Source organism: Nocardia macrotermitis (assembly GCF_009604405.1).
Lineage (GTDB): Bacteria > Actinomycetota > Actinomycetes > Mycobacteriales > Mycobacteriaceae > Nocardia > Nocardia macrotermitis.
Genome location: NZ_WEGK01000009.1, coordinates 284,557 through 308,550, shown reverse-complemented (window position 1 = coordinate 308,550; position 23,994 = coordinate 284,557). Strand labels below are relative to the sequence as shown.

Genomic DNA, 23,994 nt, shown 5'->3' with positions numbered 1-23,994 from the left:
GCCTGCTGTGAGTCGAATCCGGTGAGCGCCCGCGCCTGCCGGAACTGCGCGAGAGCGCCGAATCACATCGATCGGGTGTGAATTCCGGGCGGGCTCAGCCGTGTTCGCGGATGCCGTTCGACGTGGTGATCAGAATTCCGTAGCGGGCGGTGTCGGCAGGTTGGATTCCGGTGCGTCGCGGGGGTTCCGGGACGAATGTGTACAGGCGGCTGGTCAATTCGCCGATGACGGTCCGGGTTCGGTGGAGACGGGCGCGAATTGTCATGGGGGAGTCCTGATTTCAGCGGGTTTCGCGGATGCCGAGGATGGCGCGGAGTTCGTGGTCGATCCGGGCCGCGTCGCGGTCGACGACATTCGAGGATCCGGCGGGGTGGGCGCCGGTCCGGTGGTGGAGGTAGACCGTCAGCGCGGCGATGACCAGGAGAAACAGTGTCAAAGTAGCCATGGCAGTAAGTTTGCGCGCGAATATTTGAAGCCAACAGTGGCGGTAATGTCATACTTCGGCAATATTCAGCCAAGTACACTGGTGAGGTGCTGTCCAAGGTCGCCGTCGTGCTCAATGAACATCTGGCCATGTTCGAATTCGGGGTCGTCTGTGAGGTTTTCGGACTCGACCGCAGTGAGGACGGGCTACCGGTGTTCGACTTCCGGGTGTGCGGGGCGCAGCCGGGGCGGCCGCTGGTGTCGAGTTCGCCGGGGATCACCGTGACCCCGCAGTACGGGCTGGAGGAGTTGCGGGGCGCGGACCTGGTCGCGATTCCGGCCTTCCCGTTCGGGTCCGGGACGGACTTCGATCCCGTTGTGGTGCAGGCGGTTCGCGATGCGGCCGCGGCCGGGGCGATCGTGCTGACGGTGTGTTCCGGCGCGTTCCTGGCCGGTGCGGCCGGACTGCTCGACGGCCGCAAATGCACCACGCACTGGCGGTATGTGGAGCGGTTGGCGCGGATGTATCCCGAGGCCACGGTCGACCCGGACGTGCTGTTCGTCGACGAGGGCGCGGTGATCACCAGTGCGGGCACCGCGGCCGGCATCGATGCCTGCCTGCATCTGGTGCGTCGAGAACTGGGCAGCGGGGTGGCCAACAAGATCGCCCGCCGCATGGTGGTGCCGCCGCAGCGGGACGGCGGGCAGCGGCAGTTCATCGAACGCCCTGTCGCCGACTGTGATTCGGATTCGCTCGGCGACACCATGCGCTGGATGAACGAGCATCTCGAACTGCCGCACACCGTGGAGGATCTGGCCTCGCGCTCGGCCATGTCCACGCGCACCTTCGCCCGTCGTTTCGCCGCCGAGGCGGGCACGACGCCGGTGAAATGGCTGACCTCGCAACGCATTCTGCTGGCCAAGCAGTTGCTGGAGGAGACCACGCTGGACCTCGAGACTATCGCCGGACGGTGTGGGTTCGGCTCGGGGGCCCTGCTGCGCCACCACTTCCAGCGTCAGGTCGGTATCGCGCCCACCGAGTACCGCCGCCGCTTCGGGTCCTGAGCCCCGCGTCACTCCTCGCCGGAGAAGCGCCCCCAGGCGGACTGCCGGGTGATGCCCAGCGCCCCGCCGATCCGGGCCCAGGTGACTTTGCGATGACGCAGTTCCTGCACCCAGTCGCGCAGGTTCTGCTCGACCTGATCGGCGGCGGCCGCGACGCGCGGAATGAATTGGAGCATTTCGTCGTCCGACATCGACTCCCAGATCTGGAGTGGTCTCGGGGTGTCGGAGTCGCGGTGCTGTTCGGTGATCGTCGCGGCCAGTCCGATGCATTCGTCGCAGATGTGCACGCCGGGACCGGCGACGAGCCTCGCCACCTCGGTGTGGGGTTTGCCGCAGAAGGAGCAGCGGGGTGGGGCGGGGGTCGGCGCGGTCATCGGGTCCTCCTCGGGGTTTGTCAGGACTTGCCTGACATGAGTATGTATCTGTCAGGTGTGTCCTGACAAGGGGTATGTGGATCGGGATGAGGTGGCGGTGCGCGCATGTCGTGGTGGGGCGGGGATTGGTACCGTTCTGGCGTGTTGAACGATGCTTCGAGGCAGCGGCCGCTGCGGACGCTGGTACTCGGTGGGACACGGTCCGGGAAGTCGGCGTTCGCCGAGGAACTGGCCGGCCGGTCCGGTCCGGTCCGGTATGTGGCGACCGCCGCGGTGGATCCCGCCGATGGTGATTTCGCCGACCGGGTGGCGGCGCATCGGGAGCGTCGGCCCGCGGACTGGCAGGTCGTCGAGGGCGATCCGGTGCGTGCGTTGGCCGAGCCGACGCCGATGACGCTGATCGATGATCTGGGTACCTGGCTGACCGGGCGGATCGATGCGCGGGCGGCCTGGGAGTCACCGCGCGGGACGGTCGCGCCGGACGTCGAGGAACTGGTCGCGGCGATCGCCGGATACCAGCAGTCGCTGGTCATCGTGAGCCCCGAGACCGGGCTGGGCGTGCTGCCGGGTACGCGCTCGGGGCGGTTGTTCACCGATGAGATCGGCACGCTCAATCAGCGGGTGGCGGCGTTGTGCGATGAGGTGTACCTCGTCGTCGCGGGGGTTCCGGTGCCGGTTCGGGAGATCGGAAACGTCGCTGCGGCAGGCACTTCGGTCGATGCGCGGCAGCACCCGGCCGAGGGGAGCGTCGCTGCGGGGGAAGGCGCTACACAGGACACGGTTGCGCCGGACGGTGTGGGCGCTGCGGGGAGTGGAACCGTTGCGCAGGTTGCTGCGGCGGGAACGCTTGGCACACGCGAGGAGGTGGCCGCGCGGGACAGTGCGGTTGCGCCGGATGGGGCGGGCGCGCTGGCTGCGGTGGGTTCCGTTGGGGGAGCGCAGGATTCGGCGAACGGTTCGGCGGCGGTGTCCGCGATTCCCGGGGCGGCCGACCCGATGTACGACTTGTCCGGCGAGGCACCGGTTTTCGGGATCGCCACGCCGCCGGATCAGCACGTTCGGGTGCGGGCGCAGGAGCGGCAGTTACAGCTGACCAAGCCCGCGGGGGCGTTGGGACGGCTGGAGACGTTGGGCAACTGGGTTGCCGCGTGCCAGGGCGTATGCCCGCCGCGGCAGTTCGAGCGGGCCCGGGTGGTGGTGTTCGCGGGTGATCACGGCATTGCGCGACACGGGGTTTCGGCCTATCCGAGCGAGGTCACCGTGCAGATGGTGGCCAATATCGTGGCGGGCGGCGCGGCGGTGAACGCCCTGGCCCGGCTCGCGGACGCGACCGTGCGCGTGGTGGATATCGCGGTGGATGCCGACACCGATCCGGTCGCCTCGGCGTACAAGGTGCGCCGGTCCAGCGGTGCCATCGACCGTGAGGACGCCCTGACCGAGGCCGAGGTGAACGCCGCGCTGGCGGCCGGGCGCGCGATCGCGGACGAGGAGATCGACGGCGGCGCGGATCTGCTCATCGCCGGAGATCTGGGGATCGGGAACACCACTCCCGCAACGGTTCTCATCGCCACCATCACCGATACCGAGCCGGTGCTCGCGGTCGGCCGTGGTACCGGTATCGATGACGCGGGCTGGATGCGCAAGGCCGCCGCGGTGCGTGATGCCATGTGGCGGGCCCGGCCGCATCTGTACGATCCGGTCGCGCTGCTGCGCGTCGCGGGCGGCGCGGATCTGGCCGCGATGGCCGGATATCTCGCGCAGGCCGCGGTGCGCCGCACACCGGTGATCCTGGACGGCGCGGTCGTCACCTCCGCCGCCCTGATCGCCGACGCGCTCGCGCCCGGCGCCTCGGCCTGGTGGGTCGCGGGCCATCGCTCGACCGAACCCGCGCACAGCGCCGCGCTCACCAAACTCGGCCTGGAACCACTGGTCGAGATGGATATGCGGCTCGGCGAGGGTTCCGGCGCGGTCACCGCCCTGCCCGTGCTGCGCGCCGCCGTCGCCGCTCTCACCGAAATGGCCACCTTCGGCGAAGCGGGCGTCAGCACCGCCGACGACACCGCTCCCGCAACGCCCTGAGCGACGATGTCCCGCCCCCGCGCGTTGCGCCCCGACCACATGTGCCGTCCGCTGATACGGCGATCGGTCGAGTTGCCGCACAGTCGGTTCGATCCACTGCGGGGCCGATCGGACAGCAGCGCGGGTAGCCCGTGGCCGGACGGTGCGGTCGATGCTCCGGTGGATCGTGCTGCGCTCGAGATGATTCGGCTGGATCTGGCTGGGCGGCGTGGCTTGCCGGTGGGCCGTGCTGTGTTGGCGACGATTCGGCTGGATCGGGCGAGGCGGTATGGCCTACGGGTGGGTCGTGCTGTGTTGGAGGCGATTCGGCTGGATCTGGCTGGGCGGCGTGGCTTGCCGGTGGGCCGTGCTGTGTTGGCGAGGATTCGGCTGGATCGGGCGAGGCGGTATGGCCTACGGGTGGGTCGTGCTGTGTTGGAGGCGATTCGGCTGGATCCCGCTGGGCGGTATGGCTTTGCCGGTGGATCATGTTGTGTTGGCGACGATTCGGCTGAATCTGGCGAGGCGATATGGCCTGCCGGTGGGTCGTGCTGTGTTGGAGATGATTTGGCGAGGCGGTATGGCTCGCCGGAGATTCGACGGGATGTGGCGACCACGGACAGGGTGAGGTGAGTTGCGGGTGAACGGGATTCGGCTGGCGTTCTCGTGGTTGACTGTGCTGCCGGTGGCGGGGCCGGACGAGGTGGATCGGGCAGTGGCGGCTCGGGCGATCGCGATGGCTCCGGTGGTGGGGATCGTGTTGGGGGCCGCGGCGGCGGGGCTGATGTGGGTATTGGGTGTTGCGGGAGCGAGTTTCGCGGTGGCCGGGTTGATCGTGGTGGGGGCGCTGGCGTTGATCACGCGCGGGATGCACCTGGACGGGCTCGCCGACACCTTCGACGGGCTCGGTAGCTACGGTCCGCCCGAGCGTGCCCGGGAGATCATGAAGAGTGGCGGGGCGGGGCCGTTCGGTGTTGCCGCGATGATCTTCGCCATTGGGCTGCAAGCGTTCTCGTGTGCGTCGCTGGCCGGATCGGGGCGGTGGGTCGCCATCGGGGCGGCGGTCGCGACCGGGCGGGTCGCGGTGGTGTTGGCCTGTCGCCGCGGCTACGAACCCGCGCCCGGATCGGGTTTCGGGGCGCTGGTCGCCGGGACACAGTCACCCCGGGTTGCCGTGCCGTGGGCCGTGATCGCCCTCGCCGCAGGGTTTTTCGCCGTTCCCGGCCGCTGGTGGCTCGGCATCCTCGCGGCCGCGATCGGTCTCATCGCGGCCGGAATCCTGGTGCGGCACTGCGTCACCCGTTTCGGCGGACTGAACGGCGATATCCTCGGCGCCGCCCTCGAGTTGAGCACCACGCTGACCTTGGTCGTCGCAGCGTTTGTCGTTCGCTGACAAGCAGGTTCGGTGACGGGGCTCAGCGGTCGGAGCGGGGGCGGGTGAGGGTGAAGTGGTCGACGACCTTCAGAGTGTTGGTGGGGCCGGTGAGGGCGTAGTAGGTGGCCTTGATGGTGGTGTTGCCGCCGGGGGTGCCGGGGTCGACGTCGAAGGCGCAGAAACCGTAGGGGTGCTCGGAATCCTTGAAGGCCGACCAGGGGGCTTGTTCCTGCACGTAGACGGGGGTTTTCTTACCGGTGCCGGAGTCCGTCGCGCCGACCGTGGTGACCACGCGGCACTGCTCGTCGGGGAAGAACAGGGCGTTGGACGGCGCCGAGGTGCCGCCGCCGCCGATCACCAGGTGGACCGTGCCCTTGGTGGTATCGATGAGATCGGTGCGGGTGTCCGCCGGTTTCGGGGTGAGGGTGTCGGTGCCCAGCACCCCGCGCACGGGATGTGAACGCTCGTAATGGTGTTCGTGTCCGGCCAGCACCAGATCGACCTGGTACTTGTCGAACAGCGGCAGCCATTCCTGCCGGATCCCCAGATCGGCGCCGTTGAATTTGTCGGCCGAGGAGATCGCGGTCTGGTGCATGAACACCACCACCCAGTCGATCCCGCGATCCGCGCGCGCCTTGGTCAATTCGCTTTCCAGCCAACGCTTCTGGGCGCCGCCGGAATAGCCGCGCACATAACTGCTGCCTGCGTCCTGATAGCAGATGTCGTCGTTGGCCAGCGCGATGACGCGCACGCCGCCGACGGTGAACGAGTACCACAGCCCCCGGGCGAGTTCCTCGCTGCCCGAATCGGGCACGGTGAAGTAGGTCTGGAACGCCTGATACCCGATCGGCCCGTTGCCGAGTTCGTTCTCGTGATTGCCGGGCGCGGGCATCCACGGCCGATAACGCGCCGAGCGAGAGTTGTTGGCCCACCAGTCGTTCCAGGTGCGGATGCGGTCGGTGGCCAGGTTCGCGTAGCACAGATCGCCGTTGACGAGGTTGAACAGCGGTGCCACGCGCTCGATTCCGGCGGTGACGTCCCCGGCGAACGGCGAGCCGAGATTGTCGTTGACGTACGCGCCGTTGGTGAGTTTGCCCAGCGTCGGCGTGCCCTGATCACCGAAGCTGGTGAACCGGAACGCCGCTCGCCCGCTCGGCGCGGTCCGCAGGGTGCCCAGTTCCGGCGGCGCGCCGTCGTGCCCGGCGGCGTAGACGTAGTCGGTATCGGGGGTCAGCCCGGTCAGTCGCGCATGATGGGCGGTGATCTCCACACCGGACTTGCTGTCCCGATAGGTGCGGGTCTGTGCCTGCGTCGTCGTCCCGAATCCGGCCGCGGCCGTGCCGTAACGCACCATCGGATTACGCACCGAAGCGGTTGTGTACCAGGAGATCACCGCCTCGTGCGCCGCATCGGCCCCGTATTGCAGATGCAGACCCGAAACATGCGGCGCGGCAGTGCTGTCCGCGCTCATCACCAGATCCGGTGAGCGCGGCCAGAATTCGGCGGCCCGGCTCTCGCCGTCGCCGCGCAATGCGGTGGCCCCGCCCGCCCCGACCGCGAGTCCGGCGACCGCGGCCCCCGCCGACGCGCCGAACAGCCACCGCCGACTCACACCGCGAGCCGATGCCGTCTCCTCGACGGCCCCGGATCCGGTGTCGCCGCTGGAACCCTGATCCTCCGCCATGAATCCAGCTAACCCTGATTCGGTGCTGCTGCGGCTACGGCGCGGCGAATACCAGGTGAACCGGTGGGCGCGGGTGCAGTCCGTGTCCCGCGGATGTTCACGGGGCATCGGAAATTCTCCCCGGCAGCGGGTGCGGCATGAAGCCGTCCGCGAACAACAGCGTCGGCCCGCTCCGCAGGTGCGCGAACGTGGCCGCCGAGCGTTGCACCACCCGGCTGCCGGTGAGCCCGCCCTCGATCCGATAGCTGATCTCGACCCTGGAAGCCTCGCCCGACAGCCCTCGGGTCAGCGTCACCCGCTGCGGGTCGGCCTCGTCGGGAGTGAATTCGATCCCCCTGATGTGCATGCCGATCAGGGTATGTTGTGTGGTCGGCCGACGGAACGGCGACCGTTACAGGCGGACCGGGTAGGTGGGTTCCTCGATGGCGGGTTTGATGCGGTCCTCGACGAAGATGCCGTGCCAGACCATGAACACCAGTACCGTCCACAGTCGGCGGCTGTGGTCGACCGTGCCGGTGCGGTGTGCCTCGAGCATGGCGGTGATCGCGGCCTTGTTCAGCAGGTGGTCGGTCTGTGATTCGGCGATCTGCCCGGCGGCCCAGTCGTACAGTTCCGGGCCGCGCAGCCAATGCCGCAGTGGCACCGGGAAACCCAGCTTGGGGCGGTGCAGCACGTGTGGCGGGACGATCTCCTCGAGTGCCCGGCGCAGCGCGTACTTGGTGGTCTCGGGGGTGATCTTCTGCTCGTACGGCAGCTGTTCGGCGATCGCGAACACCTCGGGGTCCAGGAACGGGACCCGCAGTTCGAGGGAGTTGGCCATGGTCATCTTGTCGGCCTTGACCAGGATGTCCCCGCGCAACCAGGTGAACAGGTCCAGATGCTGCATGCGCGCCACCGGATCCCAGCCGCGCGAGCGGGCGTAGATCGGCGCGGTGACGTCCTGGTGGGTCCACTCGGGCCGGAAATCGCGCAGTACCGAACGCAATTGGGCGTCGCTGAAACTGCGTGCGTTGCCGTAGTAGCGCTCCTCGAGGGGCAGCGATCCGCGATGCAGCAGGCTCTTGCCCCGGGTGCCCTCGGGAATCCGGTCCGACAGCTTGCCCAGCAGCTTGCGCGCGCCCCGCGGCAGATACTCGAAAGGCTTCAGCGACAACGGTTCCCGGTAGATCGTGTATCCGCCGAACAACTCGTCCGCGCCCTCGCCCGAGAGCACCACCTTGACGTGCTTGCGCGCCTCCTTGGCCACGAAGTACAGCGGCACCAGCGCCGGGTCGGCGACGGGATCGTCCAGGTACCAGACGATTTCGGGGATCGCGGCGGCGTACTCCTCCGGGCTCACCATCCGGATGAAATGCTTCGCGCCGATCGCTTCGGCGGTCTCGGCGGCCACGTCGGCCTCGGAGTAACCCTCGCGTTCGAAGGCCGAGGTGAAGGTCAGCAGGTTCGGATTGTGCTGGATCGCCAGCGCCGCGGTCGCGGTGGAATCGATACCGCCGGACAGGAACGCGCCGACCGTCACGTCCGCGCGCATGTGCTTGGCGACCGAATCCCGCAGTACGTCGGCGATTTCGCGATACCGCTGCTCGGCGCTGTTGGCCGCGAACGGGCGCACCCGGAACCTGGGCTCGAAGTACCGGGTGATCTTCGGCTGCTCGCCCGGCGTCAGCGTTGCGTAACAACCGGATTCGAGACGCCGCACATCCGCGTGCAGGGTCTCGGGCTCGGGCACGTACTGCAACACCGTGTAGTGCTCGACCGCCCGCACATCGATCGTCCGCGACAGCCCCAGCGGCCCCAGCAGTTCGAGCAGGCTCTTCTTCTCGCTCGCGTACGCGGTGCCGCCCGGACCCGTCGCGACGAACAGCGGCTTGATGCCGAACCGGTCGCGCGCGATGACCAGCTGCCGGGTCTCGGTGTCCCAGATCGCGAAGGCGAACATGCCGCGCAGCCGCGAGAACGCCTCGGTGCCCCAGAAGTGGTACGCCGCGACGATCGACTCGCCGTCGCCCTCGGTGCGGAACTGCGCGTCGTGCTCGGCTGTCAGCTGCTCACGCAGCTCCAGGTAGTTGTAGATCTCCCCGTTGAACGCGAGCGCGTACCGCTCCGGACTCTCCGGCGGGCCCCAGCGCAGCGGCTGGTGCGAATGCTCGATGTCGATGATCGACAGCCGGTTGAAACCCAGGATGATGTGCTCGTCGTGCCAGGTCCCGCGCTCGTCGGGCCCCCGGTGACGTCCACATTGCAGCGCCTCGTACACCTGGTGCACGACCTCGTCGGTCGCCACATCGGCGGTCAGAAATCCGAGCAGGCCACACACGGCGTGGGGAACCTCATTTCCGGGATCGGGGGGTGGGCCTGAACGAACGAGCGGCCCCAGCACACGGCGACGTGAGTTGTAGTGCCCGAGTATGCCGTACGGACCTGCGCGGTGTCATGCCACGTGGTGGCAGAATCAGGCAATCCTGTGGGGGAGGTGCCATAGCGTGCATCCGGCGCACGCGGCGGCCGTCGATCGGGCATCGCCATCAGGCATCTCGGAGGTCCGGTGGCGCCCCCCTCGGAGCCCGCTCCCGATCTCCGGAGTGTCGAATCCGACCCGCGCACAACGCGGTACCCGGTTTGGTCTACGCTGCGTAGTACTCGGGAACTCCCGAGGTGGACTGTGCGTTTGCGAGGTCCGCCGGTGAGATTTCGAACGTGCTGAAAATGTGCCGTCCGGCCCGCCCGGCGGTGCCGAGTCGGATAGACGACCAGGAAGGCGTTGAGCGTGGCGCACAAGGCGAGCGAAGCGATAGGGGCGCGGCCCGACGGGGGCGCTACCTCCCGCGGACGGGGCCGCATGCTTCGGCGGGCCGGGCTGGCGGTGTCCCTGGGGATCACTGTCATCGCCGTTTCCGGCTGCTCGATCGACAATCCCGTGCTGCGGTTCGGGTGGCCCTCGGGTATCACCCCACAGGCGACCAAGATGCGGGAGCTGTGGACCTGGTCGGTGCTGGCCGCACTTGCCATGGGTGTGCTGGTGTGGGGTCTGACGTTCTGGACCGTCACCTTCCACCGCAAGAAGCCGAACTCCCCGGAGTTCCCCCGCCAGACCGGCTACAACGTGCCGCTGGAACTGACATACACCGCGATTCCGTTCGTGATCATCGCGGTGCTGTTCTACTTCACCGTGGTCGTGCAGAACTACGTGCACGACAAGGTGTCCAATCCGAACGTGGTCGTGGATGTGACCGCGTTCCAGTGGAACTGGAAGTTCGGTTACCAGAAGGTCGACGAGAACGGCCAGGTGTACGACGGTGTCGACCACACCCGTCAGGGCCTGGATCAGCAGATCCTCGACGAGTACAAGGAGCGTCGCAAGGACGGGCACGCCCAGCCGGGTCCGGACCACGGCCTGCCCGAGAACGACATCACCTACCTGCACTACGACAAGGTCGAGACCGTCGGTTCCAGCACCGAGATCCCGGTCCTGGTGCTGCCGACCAACCGGGTCATCGAGTTCCAGCTCGCCTCCGCCGACGTCATCCACTCCTTCTGGGTGCCTGAGTTCCTGTTCAAGCGCGACGTGATGCCGGATCCGAAGGAGAACCACTCCGACAACATCTTCCAGATCTCGAAGATCGAGAAGGAAGGCGCGTTCGTCGGCCGCTGCGCGGAGATGTGCGGCACGTTCCACTCGATGATGAACTTCGAGGTCCGCGCGGTGTCGCCGGAGAAGTTCGACCAGTACATGGCTGCCCGCAAGGCAGGCAAGACCAACGCCGAGGCGCTGGCGAGCATCGGTGAGTCGCCGGTGGCGGTGTCCACGCACCCGTTCAACACCGACCGCACCCTGCGTTCGGCGTCCGAGGCCCAGCAGAGCAACTGAGGACTGAACTGATATGAAGGTCGAAGCACGCATCTTCGAGCTGCTCACGGTGTTCTTCATCATCGTGGCCGTCGTCTACGCCTTCTTCACCGGGCAGTCCGAGACCGGTGTGGAATGGGCAGGCACCACCGCGATCGTGCTGACCGCGGGCCTGACCCTGATCGTGGGCACCTATTTCCGCTTCGTCGCCCGTCGTCTGGACCTGCGTCCCGAGGACTACGAGGAGGCCGAGATCGTGGACGGCGCAGGCGATCTGGGCTTCTTCTCGCCCGGTAGCTTCTGGCCCGTCAGCCTGGCCGGCGCCGCCGCCATCACCGCGATCGGCTTCGCGTTCTTCCAACTCTGGCTGATCGCCATCGGCGTCATCTGCGTCCTCACCGCCGCCGCGGGCCTCGTCTTCGAGTACCACATCGGCCCCGAGAAGCACTGAGCCCCAACATGAATCAACGCCCCGGCCGTTTCGGCCGGGGCGTTGTCGTTGTGTGGGGTGGTCCGGAGAGCCGACGGATCCGGGGTTATTCGGCGGCGGCGTAGCGGTGGGCTCGTTCGGAGCGGCAGATGTCGTCGATGGCGTGCGTGATTTCGCGGAGGGCGTCGGTGCGGCCGGTGAAGGCGCTGGCGGGGCGGAGGCGGCAGGTGAAGCTGATGAAGCCGTGGTCTTCGCCGGTGCGGTCGTGCAGGTAGGGGGAGCGGACGCCGTAGGTGAGGGCCGAGATGACGGTGAAGCACTCGTTGCGTTCGCGGTATTCGGAGAACAGGTCGTGCAGGCGGTGGAAGACCGCGGTGTAGGTGGACAGGGGGGCGAAAACCGCCGCGCGATAGGCGGGTCCGCGTTCGGAGGTGCTGATCACGGTGTCGGCGAGGTATTCCGCGTCGCGCAGGGTGAGCACCTTCGGGGAGAACATCAGGGCGCCGGCGGCGGCGTTGCGGACCGGCATACCCGCGCGGCCGCCCGCGGCCGAGGCGATCGCGCCGAGGGATTTGCGGGCGCGGGAACCGAGTTCGCGGCGGGCGCGCAGGGTGGTCGTCGCGGTGGTGGGGTGCAGGCTGGACCACTGGCCGAAACGCACCGTGCCGAGTTGGATGTTGCCCGTGCCGACCGGGCGGGAGACGCGCAGCGGCGCCGTGTCGACCCAGCGGCCGACCTGCAACATCGCATCGCCGGGCTGTTCGATCGCGGCGATGGTGTGCTCGACGAAACCGTCGAAGTCCAGGAAGCGGTGCGCGTCGGAGGTGAGCCAGGTGTGGTCCTTGTCGACCTCGACCGCCTGCAGGGTGAGCGCGGTGATGATGCCGGTGCGGCCCGCGCCGCCGAGGATGCGGTGGAAGCGATCGGCGTGATGGTTGCGTCCGCAGGTGCCGAAACGGCCCTCGGGATCGACGTATTCGAGTGCGAGGACGTTGTCGCTGAACATGCCGTACCGGTGCGAGGCGGTGGACAGCCCGCCGACCGCGGCGAATCCGCCCGCGGTGATCTCCCGGTGGTCACCGACGATGGGCAGGCCCAGGCCGTGCGCGGCGAGGGTGCGATCGATATCGGACAGCCGCGCACCCGCCTGCACCCGCACCTGACGGGCCTCGGCGTCCACGGCCTGCACCCGGTTCATCCGGCGCAGCGACAGCACGATTCGGCGGTCGGGCGGGCCGGGCTCGTCCTCGCTGTCGACGCTGCGCTCGCCACCCCGGACCGTCAACGGTTGCGGTCGTGAATCTCGCACGGTGCGAACGACATCCGCGGTATCGCGCGGTAGATATTCCTCCGGAAGGGCGGCCAGCGACGTGCTCATGGCCTCACAGCTAACCACAGTTGCACCCCTCCCGTCTGCCCCGAAGGTGTGGCGGATGCGAGACTCGCCGATGAATTTTTCGCCGGCGGGACGATCGGTGCGATTCCGGTGCGGCACAGGAGATTAGACGTCCCGTGCGCGGGTTCGCTCCGGCTCTGCGACGGGCACGGGAACCGGTGCTGGTGACAGGCGATCACATGCGGGCGAATTGGTGCACCGGATGCTTCTGGGACGGGTGGTGAACCGTTCGCTTCGAGACGTTGCACGGTGCCGGGACGAGTGGGCGCGCTGTCGGCCGACAGTGGGATCGACCGCCGCCATGATCAGCGGATGCGCTGGGATATCCATCATGGTGATGGGTGAGGTTCCGAGCGGGCGGGCCGGGGAGCGACCAGGTCGACCCGGCGGGGCTCAGTCGCGCGGCAGGGCGGGCGGGGGTGTGCCGGAGTCGTGGCGTAGGGCGGCGGTGACGGAGTCGGCTACTTCGCGGGTGGCGGTGCCGAGGGTGGTGAGTTCGGCGGCGGACAGGAGAGTGTCGGGGCAGGCGACCACGGCCGCGGTGACGGTGGGGCCGAGGAAGACGGGGGCTGCGACGGTGACCACGGCGTTGGTGGGGCCGAGTTCGTCGGGGAGGTAATCGATGGTGATCAGGTCGGTGATCATGGCGCCGAGGCGGTGGCGCAGGGGGTCGGTTACCGGCGAGTTGCGTAGTGCGGCAAGGGCTTCGAGCATGGGAGCGGAGTCGTCGGCGAGGCGTTCGACCGAGTAGCCGCGGGTGCGGACCGCCTCGAGGACCGCGATCAGGCGGTCCCGATGGGCCGGGTCGGCGTGGCCGAGCCAGGTCTCGCGGTCGGGTTCGGGGGCCCAGGCCAGGAATTCGCGGACCACCGGCGGCGCGAGCGGGAGGCGGCGGCCGGGGCGGATCCACGGCAGCGTCGGAGTGCCCGCGACCTCGGTGATCGCGATCGCGCCGTCCTCGCGCTCGGCGAGGAACACCGGGATGCCCTGCCGCGCGGAGAACTCCCGGATCGGGGCCAGCGCCAGGCGGCGCAGCGGGAACGCGGCCTCGGCGCGGCGGGCGACGGTGAGCAGGCCCAGCCCCAGGCCGTAGTTGCCGTCGGCGTCGCGGACGGTCCAGTGGTCGGCAGTGAGCTGGGTGAGCACGGCGTGCGCGGTGGCGCGGGACAGGTCCGTCTCGCGGACGATCCGGGCCAGCGAGAGATGCTCGCCGACGTGCCGGGACAGCAGCCCGATCACCTGGACGACGCGATGCGTGGGGGGTGATGCGGGCGCGGGCGAACCATTTTCTGGAACAGGTTCTTGACCGGCGTGCCGCTCCCGGCCTATCGTCGGTGTCATAATATCGAACGATAGCGTCGAATATTCGACATCGCAACTCCGGTTAGTATTCGGGCGGACGGGCCCGACCGGGTGTGCGGTGCGAACGATCCGTCGCGGTGAGTGGGTGAGAAGTGTGATGCGCACGGGATACGAGCTGTCGCATCTGGCGGCCCTGGAGGCCGAATCGGTGCATATCTTCCGCGAGGTCGCGGCCACCTTCGAACGGCCGGTGCTGCTGTTCTCCGGCGGTAAGGATTCGGCCGTGATGCTGGAGGTGGCGCGCAAGGCGTTCTGGCCCGCGCCGCTGCCGTTCACGCTGCTGCACATCGACACCGGGCACAATTTCGACGAGGTGCTGGAGTTCCGCGATCGGGCCGCCGAGCGGGCCGGGGCCCGGCTGCTGGTGGCGCGGGTGCAGGACGATATCGACGCCGGGCGGGTACGCGAGCGTCCGGGCGAGACCCGCAATCGGTTGCAGACCACGACGCTGTTGCGCGCGATCGGCGAGCACCGCTTCGACGCGGTGTTCGGCGGGGCGCGACGCGACGAGGAGAAGGCGCGGGCCAAGGAACGGGTGTTCAGCTTCCGGGACGAGTTCGGCGCGTGGGAGCCGCGCGCGCAGCGTCCGGAGATCTGGAACCTGTACAACGGCAGACACCGTGCGGGCGAACACATTCGGGTGTTCCCGCTGTCGAACTGGACCGAGCTGGACATCTGGGAGTACATCGACCGGGAGGCGGTCCAGCTGCCCTCGCTGTACTACGCGCATCGGCGGCGGGTGTTCGAACGGGACGGAATGTTGCTGGCGGACAACCGTTTCCTGACGCCGGGCGCGGACGAGCCGGTGTTCGAGACGTCCGTGCGCTTCCGGACCGTCGGCGATGCGACCTGCACCGGATGCGTCGAGAGCGAGGCCGCCGATCCGGCCGCGGTGATCGCCGAAACCGCGGTCACCCGATTGACCGAGCGTGGTGCGACCCGCGCGGACGACCGGATCTCCGAGAGCGGCATGGAGGATCGTAAGCGAGAGGGCTACTTCTGATGAGCCGCAACCTGTTACGCCTGGCGACCGCGGGCAGCGTCGACGACGGTAAGTCCACGCTGATCGGCCGCCTGCTGTACGACTCCAAGAGCCTGTTCAGCGATCAGCTCGCTGCCATCGAACGGGTCAGCGCGCAACGCGGTGACGGCGCGGCGGATCTGGCGCTGGTGACCGACGGCCTGCGCGCGGAACGTGAGCAGGGCATCACGATCGACGTCGCCTACCGCTACTTCGCCACGCCGCGAAGGAAATTCATCATCGCCGACACCCCGGGCCACGTGCAGTACACCCGGAACATGGTGACCGGCGCGTCCACCGCGGATCTGGCGTTGATCCTGATCGACGCGCGTAAGGGCGTGGTCGAGCAGACCCGGCGGCACGCGTTTCTCGCTGCGCTGCTGGGGGTTCCGCACCTGGTGGTGTGCGTCAACAAGATGGATCTGGTGGACTTCGCGCAGCAGCGATTCGACGAGATCCGTTCGGAATTCGCCGATTTCGCCGCGAAACTGACCATCGGCGACCTGAGTTTCGTCCCGGTGTCGGCGCTGCTGGGCGACAACGTGGTCGAGGAGTCCACGCGGATGCCGTGGTATCGCGGCCCGGCGCTGCTGGCGCATCTCGAGGATGTGCACATCGCCTCGGACCGCAATCTGATCGATGCGCGGCTGCCGGTGCAGTATGTGCTGCGGCCGCGCGGCATGAGCGGGTCAGGGCCGGAGGCGGCAGCGGAGCGTAACCACGTAGGCCCCCCGCTCATGCCCCACGATACAGCGGACGAGCCGCGCAGTTACGCGGGGACGATCGCGGGCGGCATCTTCAAACCGGGTGACGAGGTCGTGGTGCTGCCGTCCGGGCGGACCAGCCGGGTCGCGCGGATCTGGGGTCCGGGCGGGACGAAGGTGGACGAGGCGTTCACCGGAATGGCCGTCTCGCTGGCGCTGGAGGACGAACTCGACATCGGGCGCGGGGATGTGCTCGCGCGTCCGGGCAACCGGCCGCACATCGATCGGGAGATCGACGCGACGGTGTGCTGGTTCGACGACGAGGCGGTGCTGCGGCCGGGCACGGAGTACACGATCCGCACCGCGGCCCAGTCCGCGCGGGTGCGGGTGAACGAGCTGGACTACCGGCTCGATGTGAACACCCTGCACCGGGTCGAGGACGCGGAAAGCCTGGCGCTCAACGACATCGGCCGGGTGCGGCTGCACAGCCGGGCGCCGCTGATGTTCGATCCGTACCGTGACAATCGCCGCACCGGCAGTTTCATCCTGATCGACGAGGTCACCAACCGGACGGTTGCCGCGGGCATGATCCTCGCGCGCGAGACCGGGAGACGTAGTGAAATCGTCTGGCACAGTTCGGCTGTCGAGCGTTCGGAACGGGCCAGTGCCGGGGCGACGCTGTGGCTGACCGGGCTGTCGGGTTCCGGGAAATCCACCATCGCGGTGGAATTGGAACGGCGACTGGTGAATTCGGGTCGTCCGGCGTATCTGCTCGACGGTGACAACCTGCGGCACGGGTTGAACGCGGATCTGGGTTTCTCCGATGCGGACCGCCGGGAGAACATCCGGCGCGTCGCCGAGGTCGCGGCGCTGTTCGCGGATGCCGGTGTGGTGGTGATCGTTTCGCTGATCAGCCCGTTCGCCGAGCAGCGGGAGCAGGCGCGGCAGGTGCACGCGGACCGGGGGCTGCCGTTCGGGGAGGTCTTCGTGGACACCCCGCTCGAGGTGTGTGAGCGGCGCGACCCGAAGGGGTTGTACGCGCGGGCGCGGGCCGGGGAGATCCGGGATTTCACGGGTATCGACTCGCCGTACGAGCGTCCCGAACACGCCGAGGTCGTCATCACTCCCGACGACGGCACCCCCGCCGAGGTCGCCGCCCGGATTCTCGAATCGCTGCGACCGTAGCGGCGGCACAACACAATTCATCCCGACCAATCCCGACGAACGACGAATCAGGAATCGAATGGACAACCCACCCGCGTTCACCGAGCCGTTCCAGGCGGCGATCGCCGAGGCCGAAAAGCTCATCGCCGCAGCCGATTTCATCGACAGCGACGCCGATCTCGCCGAGGGGTACGAATATCTCGCCGGGAGTATCGCCGCGGTGCTGCAACTGTCGGGCGTACACGGCACGAGCCATCCGCAGTTCGTCACCTCGACCGGCCCGTACACCAAGATGGGCCTGGACAATCCCGATACGCTGTACTACCACGCGAATATCGAGCCCGGCGCGGAATATCTGCTGACCGGAACCCGGGGCAGCACAGTGGATCTGAGCTTCCAGGTGCTCGAGGGCGATTACACCGCGGGCGGTGTGCCCAACGGTGACGACGCGTTCGACGACCGGCGCGTGCAGATCGACGCGGATGGCGGTTATCGGCTGCGATTCGGCCCGCCCAAGGAGGATCCGGGCCCGAATTACTTCGTTCTCGCCGAGGGCGCGTCGATGTTGGCGGTGCGCGAGGTCTACGGTGATTGGGCGAACGAGCGCAAGGGCACCATTCGCATCGAGCGCCTGGATACCGTCGGAACCGCCCCTGCCGCAGCGGATCTGGAGAAACTGCGCAAGCGTTATCGGGCCGCGGCGCGGCAGTTGGTGCAGCGCGTGCACACCTGGTTCAACTTCCCGAAGTGGTTCTATCTGGACCTGCCGGTCAATACGCTGACCGAACCCCGGCTCACCCCGGGCGGATTGAGTACGCAGTTCTCCTCGGTGGGCCACTTCGATCTGGCCGAGGATCAGGCGCTGCTGATCACCGTGCCGAAATCCGATGCGCCCTATCAGGGTTTCCAACTCGGCAGCCGCTGGTACATCTCGCTGGATTACGTGAATCACCAGACGAGCCTGAACAGTACGCAGGCGCAGGTGGATCCGGACGGGATGATCCGCATGGTGGTGTCGGCGGGTAATCCCGGTATCGCCAACTGGATCGAGACCACCGGACGTCGCAAGGGCATTCTGCAATTCCGCTGGCAGCGCGTTTCCCGGGAGATGACTCCCGCCGATGGGCCCACCGTGCAGTTGCTCGCCCTGGACGAGGTCGCCGCGCATCTGCCGCACTACGAGATCAACAAGATCGACGAGAGTGGTTGGCGGGCAAGGATTGCCGAGCGTCAGCGGGCGTTCGCGGACAGGATGCTGTGATGCTGCTTACGGATAAAGTGGTCGTGGTCAGCGGTGTCGGACCGGGGCTGGGCCGGTCGATCTGCTTGCAGGCCGCGGCGCAGGGGGCGAAGGTCGTACTGGCCGCGCGCACCGAGTCTCGATTGGCCGAAGTGGCCGCCGAGGTGCAGGCCGCGGGCGGGACCACCCTGAGTGTTCCGACCGACATCACCGACGACGCCGCGGTCGAGAATCTGATCGCCCGCACCGTGGAAACCTTCGGCCGGGTGGACGCGCTGGTCAACAACGCGTTCTCGGTGCCGTCGATGAAACCGTTGGAGCGCACCGACTTCCAGCAGATCCGCGACAGCGTGGAACTCACCGTGCTGGGCGGGTTGCGGGTGACCAAGGCGTTCACCGACGAACTCGCCAAAGCCGAGGGTTCGGTGGTGATGATCAACTCGATGGTGCTGCGTCACTCCGAACCCCGTTACGGCAGTTACAAAGTCGCCAAGGCCGCGTTGCTGGCGATGTCGCAGACCCTGGCGACCGAGCTGGGGGACAAGGGAATTCGCATCAACACCGTCGCGCCCGGCTATATCTGGAGCGATCAGCTGAAATGGTATTTCGGTGAGGTGGCGAAGAAATACGGCATCACCGCCGAGCAGGTGTACGAGCAGACCGCGAGTCGCTCGGACCTCAAACGCCTGCCCGAGCCCGATGAAATCGCCCGCGCCGTAGTATTTTTCGCCTCCGACTGGTCCAGCGCCATCACCGGCCAGACCCTCGACGTCAACTGCGGCGAATACCATTCGTGAAGGAACGGAACCCATGACCCTACGTACCGACGTCGGCACGATCGAGGATCTGCACGCCTCGGCGACCAAAGCCTGCGGGCTCACCGATTTCGGCTCCGACGACTACACCGAGGCGCTCGGCGTGCTGCTGGAGTCGTATCGGCGCGACGCGGATCTGACCGAACTCGGCAGCAAGATGAATCGCTATTTCCTGCGCGGCGCCCTGGTGGCGCGCGCGTTGAGCGAGGCGTCCTGGCGGGATCATCCGAAATATGTCGAAACCCCGGTCACCAGGCCGATATTCGTGACCGGGCTGCCGCGCACCGGCACCACCGCGCTGCATCGGCTGCTCGCCGCCGATCCGCAGCATCAGGCCCTCGAGATGTGGCTGACCGAATATCCGCAGCCGCGCCCGCCGCGCGAAACCTGGTCGCAGAACCCGATTTTCCAGCAGATCGATGCCGGATTCGCGCAGCATCACGTGGAGAATCCGGAATTCATGGGCCTGCACTACATGTCCGCCGCCGAGGTGGAGGAGTGCTGGCAGTTGCTGCGGCAGACCGTGAAATCCATTGCCTACGAGAGCCTGGCCTGGCTGCCGACCTATTCGCAGTGGTTGCAGCGGCAGGACTGGACCAATGCGTACGTCCGGCATCGCGAGAATCTGCAACTGATCGGACTCGGTGACGAGCGGCGCTGGATCCTGAAGAATCCCAGTCACCTGTTCGCCTTGGACGCACTGCTGAAGGTGTATCCGGACGCGCTGATCATCCAGACCCACCGCGACCCGGTGACCGTATTGGCCTCCTCGTGCAGTTTGTCCGAACATGCCACCAAGGGGTGGTCGAATACGTTCTCCGGCAAGCTGATCGGTGAATCGCAACTGGAGTTGTGGTCGCGCGGGCTGCGCGAGTTCACCGCGGCGCGCGGGCGGCACGATCCGGCGCAGTTCATCGATGTGGATTTCGCGGATCTGCGCGCCGATCCGCTCGGCACCGTCGAGTCGATCTACCGACGGTTCGGTATCGAATTCACCGACGCGGCGCGGGCGGCGATGACGGCCCTGGATCAGGAGAGCCGCAGCGGCGATCGCAAACCCGCGCACCGGTACGAACTGGCCGATTACGGGCTCACCGAGGATCAGATCAGGGCGCACTTCCCGGGCTGAATCCAGCGGCGGCGCGGGGCAGATCGGGCGGATCCGCGCCGCCGCGACCCGCCCACCGGCATTGATCGTTTTGGCGTGTCCGGCGCGGATCGCCTAAGTTCCGGAATCGCCTTTGTTGTGGGCGGATTCGGGGCCGGAGGACATTGTGGTGAGTGAGGCTGTGCGCGACGAGGTCAATATCGTCATCTTCCGGTACGGAGAGTCCGGGAAGATGGCCGATACGACCGTTCCGGTACTGGTCGAGGACGGGTACCGGCAGGCTTGGCGGACCGTGATCCGCGAATACGGGATGGCCGCGGAGTCGGTCACCGGTATCGCCTCGGACTGGACACCGACCGCGGCCGACGAGAGTTTCCTGCGGAAGAACTTCCCGAACCTGCGCGAGGTGTCCGCGGCCTTCACCCGGCCCGACGCGGACGGCTGGGATCAGGCGCTGGCCGCCGCGGAACAGGCCCGGCAGGAGGCCGAGCGGCAGCTCGACCAGGAGGAGCGCCACCGCGCGAACCGGACCGACCGCGAGGCGGGTTCGGACGAGCCGCTGATGATCCCGATGTTGCGCACGGCCGCCGCGCCGCCGCCGCTGCTGGCGCATCGCGAGCTGGTTCCCGGTCAGCTGTACGTCGTGGTCGCGGGCGTCGCGCCGACGCCGACGGGCTCGCTCGGCATGCACTGGGTGCTCGAAAAGCATGTGCAGGACACGGATTTCACCTTCGAGGACGTACTCGCGGAGGCCAACGCCAACCTCGGTGAGGGTCTGCGCACCGTCCTGCGCGGTGAGTCCGCCCGCGACCGGGTCGTGCACTTCCAGGGCATCGACTCGCGCCACCTGCCCGCCGCTGCCCTGGCCCTGCCCGGTTTCGCCGACCGCGTCTCGGGCCTGATCGGCGGCGACAGCTTCGTCGCCGCCTTCCCCTGCGAGGATCACCTCTACTTCGCCCGCGCCGACTCCGAAGCCTCCGCCACCCTCGCCGACCTCGTCCGCGAACCACACGACTGCGCTTCCGACCTGATCCCCACCGTCCTACTCCTCGACCCCGCCGGAATCCGCATCCTGGCCCAGTTCCCCCGCTGACCGTTCCCGTCCGCGATCCGCCGACAGATCTCGGGCAAGGTCGCGGGCCCGTCGGCCGAGCCCAGTTTCCCTCGCTGACGGTTTCCCGGCTGCGGCCCGCCGGCAGATCTCGGGCAAGGTCGCGGGACCTGTCCGCCGAGTGGGAAGTGCCGGGACAACTTGTGTGACAAGGGTCCCGGGCGCACGATCGGACGCAGGCCGTCGCTTCGGCACGGGTGATCTCGCTGGCCTGTGGACTTGTCGCGGTTCGCGCCTGGCAATTCTCGGTACCAACGACATGGCCCGGCTGCCGTTGGTCGGCTCATCGACTCGGTCATGCGGGAGACCTGGACGCGCGCCGAGCGATTGTGCTGCCGACGAACCGCTCGAGCCCACCCACGACCGATGGCGGTATGTGCTCGCCTCGCCCCATATCGGCTTGCCGGGCTTGGTGTTCGGGCTCGCAGCCTACGGCTACGGGACCGTGTCCGCGTTGGCCGTGCTCTATCTGCGCAGCCTCGACGCCGGTGGCGCGACGATCGTGTTGTCGATGTTCGCCCTCGCCTTCCTGATCACCCGATTCGCGGGAAGTCCGCTGGTCGATCGCGTCGGCGGAGTCGGCATCGCGACGTGCTCACTCACCGTGGAATCCACCGGGCTGCTGCTGGCGGGGCTGATCCGGACCGAATCGGCCGTACTGACCGGCGCGGTGCTCGCGGGCGCCGGACTCGCGTTGATGTACCCGGCGACGGTCGCGATCACCCTGGGGCGCACCGGGCCGCTGCGTCCGGGAGCGGCGGTCGGAGCGGTCACCTCGTGCTGGGATCTCGGCATCATGGTGGCGGGGCCGCTGGGTGGTGTGCTCGCCGTCGGAGTGGGGTATCGGGCGGCATTCGTGCTGGCAGCGGTCCTGGGGGTGGGGGCGGCGGTGGTCGCGGGTAGCGTGCTGCGCAGACCGGTCCGGGCTGGGGCCGAACTCGTGCCGGAGAAATGAGGTGGGTGGATGCCGGTCAGGGCCGGGGAGACGATCGATCCCGATGCCACCCGGGCTCGGGTACTCGATGTGGCCGCGCGGTTGTTCTACGAGCGCAGCCTGGCCGCGGTGGGGATGCGGGAGGTCGCGGCGGCGGCCGGCGCCTCGCCGTTGACCATCTATCGCTACTTCGAGTCCAAGGAGGGGCTCGCCGAGGCGGTGGTGCGGGAGCGTAGCGATCGGATCCACGCCTGGCTGGGTGCGGGGCTCGCCGAGGCGCCCGCGGGGCGTGCGCGGGTGGGCGCGCTGTTCGAACTGCTGACGCGGTGGTTCGCCGAACAGGGTTTCCGGGGTTGCGCGGTGGTCAACTACAGCGCGGACAGCCGTGGTGGGCCCAGTGCCCGGGAGGTCACCCGCGGTCATCTGATGCGTTATCGAAAGTTGTTGCAGCAGTTGCTGACCGAGGCGGGAGTGGCCGATCCGGCGCCCGTGGCGCGGCAGTTGCTGCTGCTCATCGAGGGCGCCACCGTGGTCACCCAGATCGACGGTGACGGTGGTGCGGGGGCCGACGCCCGGGTGGCCGCGGAAATCCTGCTCGACGCGGCGCTGGCCCGCACACCGGGCGAATCGTGAATGTGGTTACGTGGAGGGCGAGAACCTAAGGAGCGCTCGAGATGACTGAGTTCGCGAATCTGGCGGAATTCGCCGCCGCCGTCGGCACCGAGATCGGGGTCAGCGACTGGATGACGATCGATCAGGAGCGGGTGAACACCTTCGCCGACGCCACCGGCGATCACCAGTGGATCCACGTCGACCCGGAGCGGGCGGCGCAGGGACCGTTCGGCCGGCCCATCGCGCACGGATTCCTGACCCTGTCGCTGTCGGTGCCGCTGATGAATCAGGCCACCACGGTCGGCGGGATCCGGATGGGAATCAACTACGGGCTCAACAAGGTCCGGTTCATCACCCCGGTTCCGGTCGGCGGGCGCATCCGGGCCCGCGTCACCCTGGACGCGGTGAGCGAGATCCCCGGCGGCATCCAGGCCCAGCGCGGCGTCACCATCGAACTCGAGGGCGCGGAGAAACCGGCCTGCATCGCCGAGAGCATCGCCCGCTACCTGTCCTGAGCGCGCCGCGACCTCAGCCGAACGGAATCACCCGTAGCGGAGCCTGATCCGGGGTGAGGGTGCCGATCACCGGAATGCCCGCGCCGACGAAATCCCCGACCGCGCGACCGAGATGGTTCGAGGAGGTGACCACGACCGCGCTGCGCGCACCGATCGACTCCATCACATGCTGGGAGTAGGTCGCGTTCTGCACGGTCGTCTCGGCGCGCGATTCGGTGTGCACGCGATCCGCCGGAATGCCGTGTGCGACCAGCCATCCCGCCATCGCCTGCGCCTCGGTGACGCCGTTGTGCGGATTGCCGCCGGTGACGATCACCGGGGCGGCGGGCGCGAGGATCGCCTGCACGTATCCGGCCTCGAGGCGCTGGATCAGTTCGGGGCGCATACTGCCGTCGGGTTGCAGGCCGTAGCCGAGGATCACGATGGCGGTGTCGGCACCGTATCCGGCGGTCAGCGGCAGTCCGGGCAGTCGAATCGCCGTGGGGTGCAAGGCCGCCAGCACAGCGGCGGGGATGTCGGCGAGCGGATTCGGCTGGATGGGGGCGGCGTCCGCGTGCCCCGCGGTCGCACCGAGCGTCGACGTCGCGGCGGTGAGCAGTATCGCGACCGCGGTGCGGCGTGCGCTGGAACGGAACCGGATGAGCATCGAACCTCCCGGAGGATCAGGCGCGGCCGGTGATCAATGTCCGTCGATGATCGGTCCGGAAACCGCTGTCGCACCGCCGAAGACGCGAACCCTCACCGAATTCCGAAGGA

General features: G+C 68.0%; 23 protein-coding genes. 14 read left to right on the top strand and 9 right to left on the bottom strand.

The genetic code is table 11. The features are described from left to right. Window positions 1–94 precede the first annotated feature (94 nt). Window positions 95–265: a hypothetical protein gene (locus tag NRB20_RS22035; protein ID WP_153412007.1), complete on the bottom strand. Its 171-nt coding sequence runs from the start codon at window positions 263–265 to the stop codon at window positions 95–97. A gap of 15 nt (window positions 266–280) precedes the next feature. Continuing rightward, complete coding sequence (locus NRB20_RS22030) at window positions 281–445, bottom strand: hypothetical protein (protein WP_153412006.1); 165 nt, start codon at window positions 443–445, stop codon at window positions 281–283. An 86-nt stretch (window positions 446–531) separates the two neighbouring features. On the opposite strand from NRB20_RS22030, the gene NRB20_RS22025 reads away from it, so the two are divergent. Continuing rightward, on the top strand, window positions 532–1,488 hold the full coding sequence (locus NRB20_RS22025) for a helix-turn-helix domain-containing protein (protein WP_319945249.1): 957 nt from the start codon (window positions 532–534) through the stop codon (window positions 1,486–1,488). A gap of 8 nt (window positions 1,489–1,496) precedes the next feature. On the opposite strand, the gene NRB20_RS38995 is transcribed toward NRB20_RS22025, so the two are convergent. Then, window positions 1,497–1,862: a ClpX C4-type zinc finger protein gene (locus NRB20_RS38995; protein WP_153412005.1), complete on the bottom strand. Its 366-nt coding sequence runs from the start codon at window positions 1,860–1,862 to the stop codon at window positions 1,497–1,499. A gap of 141 nt (window positions 1,863–2,003) precedes the next feature. On the opposite strand from NRB20_RS38995, the gene cobT reads away from it, so the two are divergent. Continuing rightward, entirely contained in the window at window positions 2,004–3,941 is a 1,938-nt protein-coding gene (gene cobT, locus NRB20_RS22015) for a nicotinate-nucleotide--dimethylbenzimidazole phosphoribosyltransferase (RefSeq protein WP_319945248.1), read from the top strand. Between the two features lie 619 nt (window positions 3,942–4,560). Beyond that, complete coding sequence (locus NRB20_RS22010; protein WP_319945247.1) at window positions 4,561–5,313, top strand: adenosylcobinamide-GDP ribazoletransferase; 753 nt, start codon at window positions 4,561–4,563, stop codon at window positions 5,311–5,313. A 22-nt stretch (window positions 5,314–5,335) separates the two neighbouring features. On the opposite strand, the gene NRB20_RS22005 is transcribed toward NRB20_RS22010, so the two are convergent. From NRB20_RS22005 to asnB, 3 genes are all read right to left on the bottom strand, one after another. Beyond that, window positions 5,336–6,979 carry a purple acid phosphatase family protein gene (locus NRB20_RS22005; RefSeq protein WP_153412002.1) on the bottom strand — a complete coding sequence of 548 codons (1,644 nt, stop codon included), beginning with the start codon at window positions 6,977–6,979 and terminating at the stop codon, window positions 5,336–5,338. Between the two features lie 97 nt (window positions 6,980–7,076). Beyond that, entirely contained in the window at window positions 7,077–7,325 is a 249-nt protein-coding gene (locus tag NRB20_RS22000; RefSeq protein WP_153412001.1) for a hypothetical protein, read from the bottom strand. A 45-nt stretch (window positions 7,326–7,370) separates the two neighbouring features. Beyond that, a complete protein-coding gene (asnB, locus tag NRB20_RS21995; RefSeq protein ID WP_319945246.1) occupies window positions 7,371–9,296 on the bottom strand; it encodes an asparagine synthase (glutamine-hydrolyzing) in 1,926 nt (641 codons plus the stop codon). A 522-nt stretch (window positions 9,297–9,818) separates the two neighbouring features. Here asnB and ctaC point away from each other — a divergent pair. Both ctaC and NRB20_RS21985 read left to right on the top strand, forming a co-directional pair. Next, on the top strand, window positions 9,819–10,847 hold the full coding sequence (gene ctaC, locus NRB20_RS21990) for an aa3-type cytochrome oxidase subunit II (RefSeq protein WP_153412000.1): 1,029 nt from the start codon (window positions 9,819–9,821) through the stop codon (window positions 10,845–10,847). A gap of 13 nt (window positions 10,848–10,860) precedes the next feature. Then, the gene (locus NRB20_RS21985) at window positions 10,861–11,277 is read left to right on the top strand and encodes a cytochrome c oxidase subunit 4 (RefSeq protein ID WP_153411999.1); all 417 of its coding nucleotides are present in this window, start codon (window positions 10,861–10,863) and stop codon (window positions 11,275–11,277) included. 85 nt (window positions 11,278–11,362) lie between these two features. Here the strand turns inward: NRB20_RS21985 and NRB20_RS21980 are convergent, their stop codons facing one another. Both NRB20_RS21980 and NRB20_RS38990 read right to left on the bottom strand, forming a co-directional pair. Continuing rightward, complete coding sequence (locus tag NRB20_RS21980) at window positions 11,363–12,634, bottom strand: FAD-binding oxidoreductase (protein ID WP_153411998.1); 1,272 nt, start codon at window positions 12,632–12,634, stop codon at window positions 11,363–11,365. A 411-nt stretch (window positions 12,635–13,045) separates the two neighbouring features. After that, the gene (locus tag NRB20_RS38990) at window positions 13,046–13,993 is read right to left on the bottom strand and encodes a helix-turn-helix domain-containing protein (protein WP_153411997.1); all 948 of its coding nucleotides are present in this window, start codon (window positions 13,991–13,993) and stop codon (window positions 13,046–13,048) included. 118 nt (window positions 13,994–14,111) lie between these two features. On the opposite strand from NRB20_RS38990, the gene cysD reads away from it, so the two are divergent. From cysD to NRB20_RS21930, 9 genes are all read left to right on the top strand, one after another. Beyond that, window positions 14,112–15,017: a sulfate adenylyltransferase subunit CysD gene (cysD, locus tag NRB20_RS21970; protein ID WP_153412122.1), complete on the top strand. Its 906-nt coding sequence runs from the start codon at window positions 14,112–14,114 to the stop codon at window positions 15,015–15,017. Beyond that, window positions 15,017–16,924: an adenylyl-sulfate kinase gene (gene cysC / locus NRB20_RS21965; protein WP_153411996.1), complete on the top strand. Its 1,908-nt coding sequence runs from the start codon at window positions 15,017–15,019 to the stop codon at window positions 16,922–16,924. Before cysD ends, cysC begins: the two co-directional genes overlap by 1 nt. A gap of 58 nt (window positions 16,925–16,982) precedes the next feature. Further along, a complete protein-coding gene (locus NRB20_RS21960; protein WP_153411995.1) occupies window positions 16,983–18,164 on the top strand; it encodes a hypothetical protein in 1,182 nt (393 codons plus the stop codon). Continuing rightward, complete coding sequence (locus NRB20_RS21955; RefSeq protein ID WP_153411994.1) at window positions 18,164–18,940, top strand: SDR family oxidoreductase; 777 nt, start codon at window positions 18,164–18,166, stop codon at window positions 18,938–18,940. Before NRB20_RS21960 ends, NRB20_RS21955 begins: the two co-directional genes overlap by 1 nt. Window positions 18,941–18,953: 13 nt before the next feature. Continuing rightward, window positions 18,954–20,087: a sulfotransferase family protein gene (locus NRB20_RS21950; protein WP_153411993.1), complete on the top strand. Its 1,134-nt coding sequence runs from the start codon at window positions 18,954–18,956 to the stop codon at window positions 20,085–20,087. Window positions 20,088–20,235: 148 nt separating this feature from the next. Beyond that, window positions 20,236–21,159 carry a hypothetical protein gene (locus NRB20_RS21945; protein WP_153411992.1) on the top strand — a complete coding sequence of 308 codons (924 nt, stop codon included), beginning with the start codon at window positions 20,236–20,238 and terminating at the stop codon, window positions 21,157–21,159. Window positions 21,160–21,577: 418 nt separating this feature from the next. Next, on the top strand, window positions 21,578–22,132 hold the full coding sequence (locus NRB20_RS21940; protein ID WP_194289959.1) for an MFS transporter: 555 nt from the start codon (window positions 21,578–21,580) through the stop codon (window positions 22,130–22,132). A gap of 9 nt (window positions 22,133–22,141) precedes the next feature. Next, complete coding sequence (locus NRB20_RS21935) at window positions 22,142–22,744, top strand: TetR/AcrR family transcriptional regulator (RefSeq protein WP_153411990.1); 603 nt, start codon at window positions 22,142–22,144, stop codon at window positions 22,742–22,744. A 41-nt stretch (window positions 22,745–22,785) separates the two neighbouring features. Beyond that, a complete protein-coding gene (locus tag NRB20_RS21930) occupies window positions 22,786–23,238 on the top strand; it encodes a MaoC family dehydratase (RefSeq protein ID WP_153411989.1) in 453 nt (150 codons plus the stop codon). 13 nt (window positions 23,239–23,251) lie between these two features. On the opposite strand, the gene NRB20_RS21925 is transcribed toward NRB20_RS21930, so the two are convergent. After that, window positions 23,252–23,884 carry a YdcF family protein gene (locus NRB20_RS21925; RefSeq protein ID WP_153411988.1) on the bottom strand — a complete coding sequence of 211 codons (633 nt, stop codon included), beginning with the start codon at window positions 23,882–23,884 and terminating at the stop codon, window positions 23,252–23,254. Window positions 23,885–23,994: the final 110 nt, after the last annotated feature.

Excerpts from the sequence above, each read along its gene's own strand:
- NRB20_RS22035 (WP_153412007.1), bottom strand. The coding sequence starts at position 265 with ATGACAATTCGCGCCCGTCTCCACCGAACCCGGACCGTCATCGGCGAA.
- NRB20_RS22030 (WP_153412006.1), bottom strand. The coding sequence starts at position 445 with ATGGCTACTTTGACACTGTTTCTCCTGGTCATCGCCGCGCTGACGGTC.
- NRB20_RS38995 (WP_153412005.1), bottom strand. The coding sequence starts at position 1,862 with ATGACCGCGCCGACCCCCGCCCCACCCCGCTGCTCCTTCTGCGGCAAA.
- NRB20_RS22005 (WP_153412002.1), bottom strand. The coding sequence starts at position 6,979 with ATGGCGGAGGATCAGGGTTCCAGCGGCGACACCGGATCCGGGGCCGTC.
- NRB20_RS22000 (WP_153412001.1), bottom strand. The coding sequence starts at position 7,325 with ATGCACATCAGGGGGATCGAATTCACTCCCGACGAGGCCGACCCGCAG.
- ctaC (WP_153412000.1), top strand. The coding sequence starts at position 9,819 with ATGCTTCGGCGGGCCGGGCTGGCGGTGTCCCTGGGGATCACTGTCATC.
- NRB20_RS21985 (WP_153411999.1), top strand. The coding sequence starts at position 10,861 with ATGAAGGTCGAAGCACGCATCTTCGAGCTGCTCACGGTGTTCTTCATC.
- NRB20_RS21980 (WP_153411998.1), bottom strand. The coding sequence starts at position 12,634 with ATGAGCACGTCGCTGGCCGCCCTTCCGGAGGAATATCTACCGCGCGAT.
- NRB20_RS38990 (WP_153411997.1), bottom strand. The coding sequence starts at position 13,993 with ATGACACCGACGATAGGCCGGGAGCGGCACGCCGGTCAAGAACCTGTT.
- cysD (WP_153412122.1), top strand. The coding sequence starts at position 14,112 with ATGCGCACGGGATACGAGCTGTCGCATCTGGCGGCCCTGGAGGCCGAA.
- cysC (WP_153411996.1), top strand. The coding sequence starts at position 15,017 with ATGAGCCGCAACCTGTTACGCCTGGCGACCGCGGGCAGCGTCGACGAC.
- NRB20_RS21960 (WP_153411995.1), top strand. The coding sequence starts at position 16,983 with ATGGACAACCCACCCGCGTTCACCGAGCCGTTCCAGGCGGCGATCGCC.
- NRB20_RS21955 (WP_153411994.1), top strand. The coding sequence starts at position 18,164 with ATGCTGCTTACGGATAAAGTGGTCGTGGTCAGCGGTGTCGGACCGGGG.
- NRB20_RS21950 (WP_153411993.1), top strand. The coding sequence starts at position 18,954 with ATGACCCTACGTACCGACGTCGGCACGATCGAGGATCTGCACGCCTCG.
- NRB20_RS21935 (WP_153411990.1), top strand. The coding sequence starts at position 22,142 with ATGCCGGTCAGGGCCGGGGAGACGATCGATCCCGATGCCACCCGGGCT.
- NRB20_RS21930 (WP_153411989.1), top strand. The coding sequence starts at position 22,786 with ATGACTGAGTTCGCGAATCTGGCGGAATTCGCCGCCGCCGTCGGCACC.
- NRB20_RS21925 (WP_153411988.1), bottom strand. The coding sequence starts at position 23,884 with ATGCTCATCCGGTTCCGTTCCAGCGCACGCCGCACCGCGGTCGCGATA.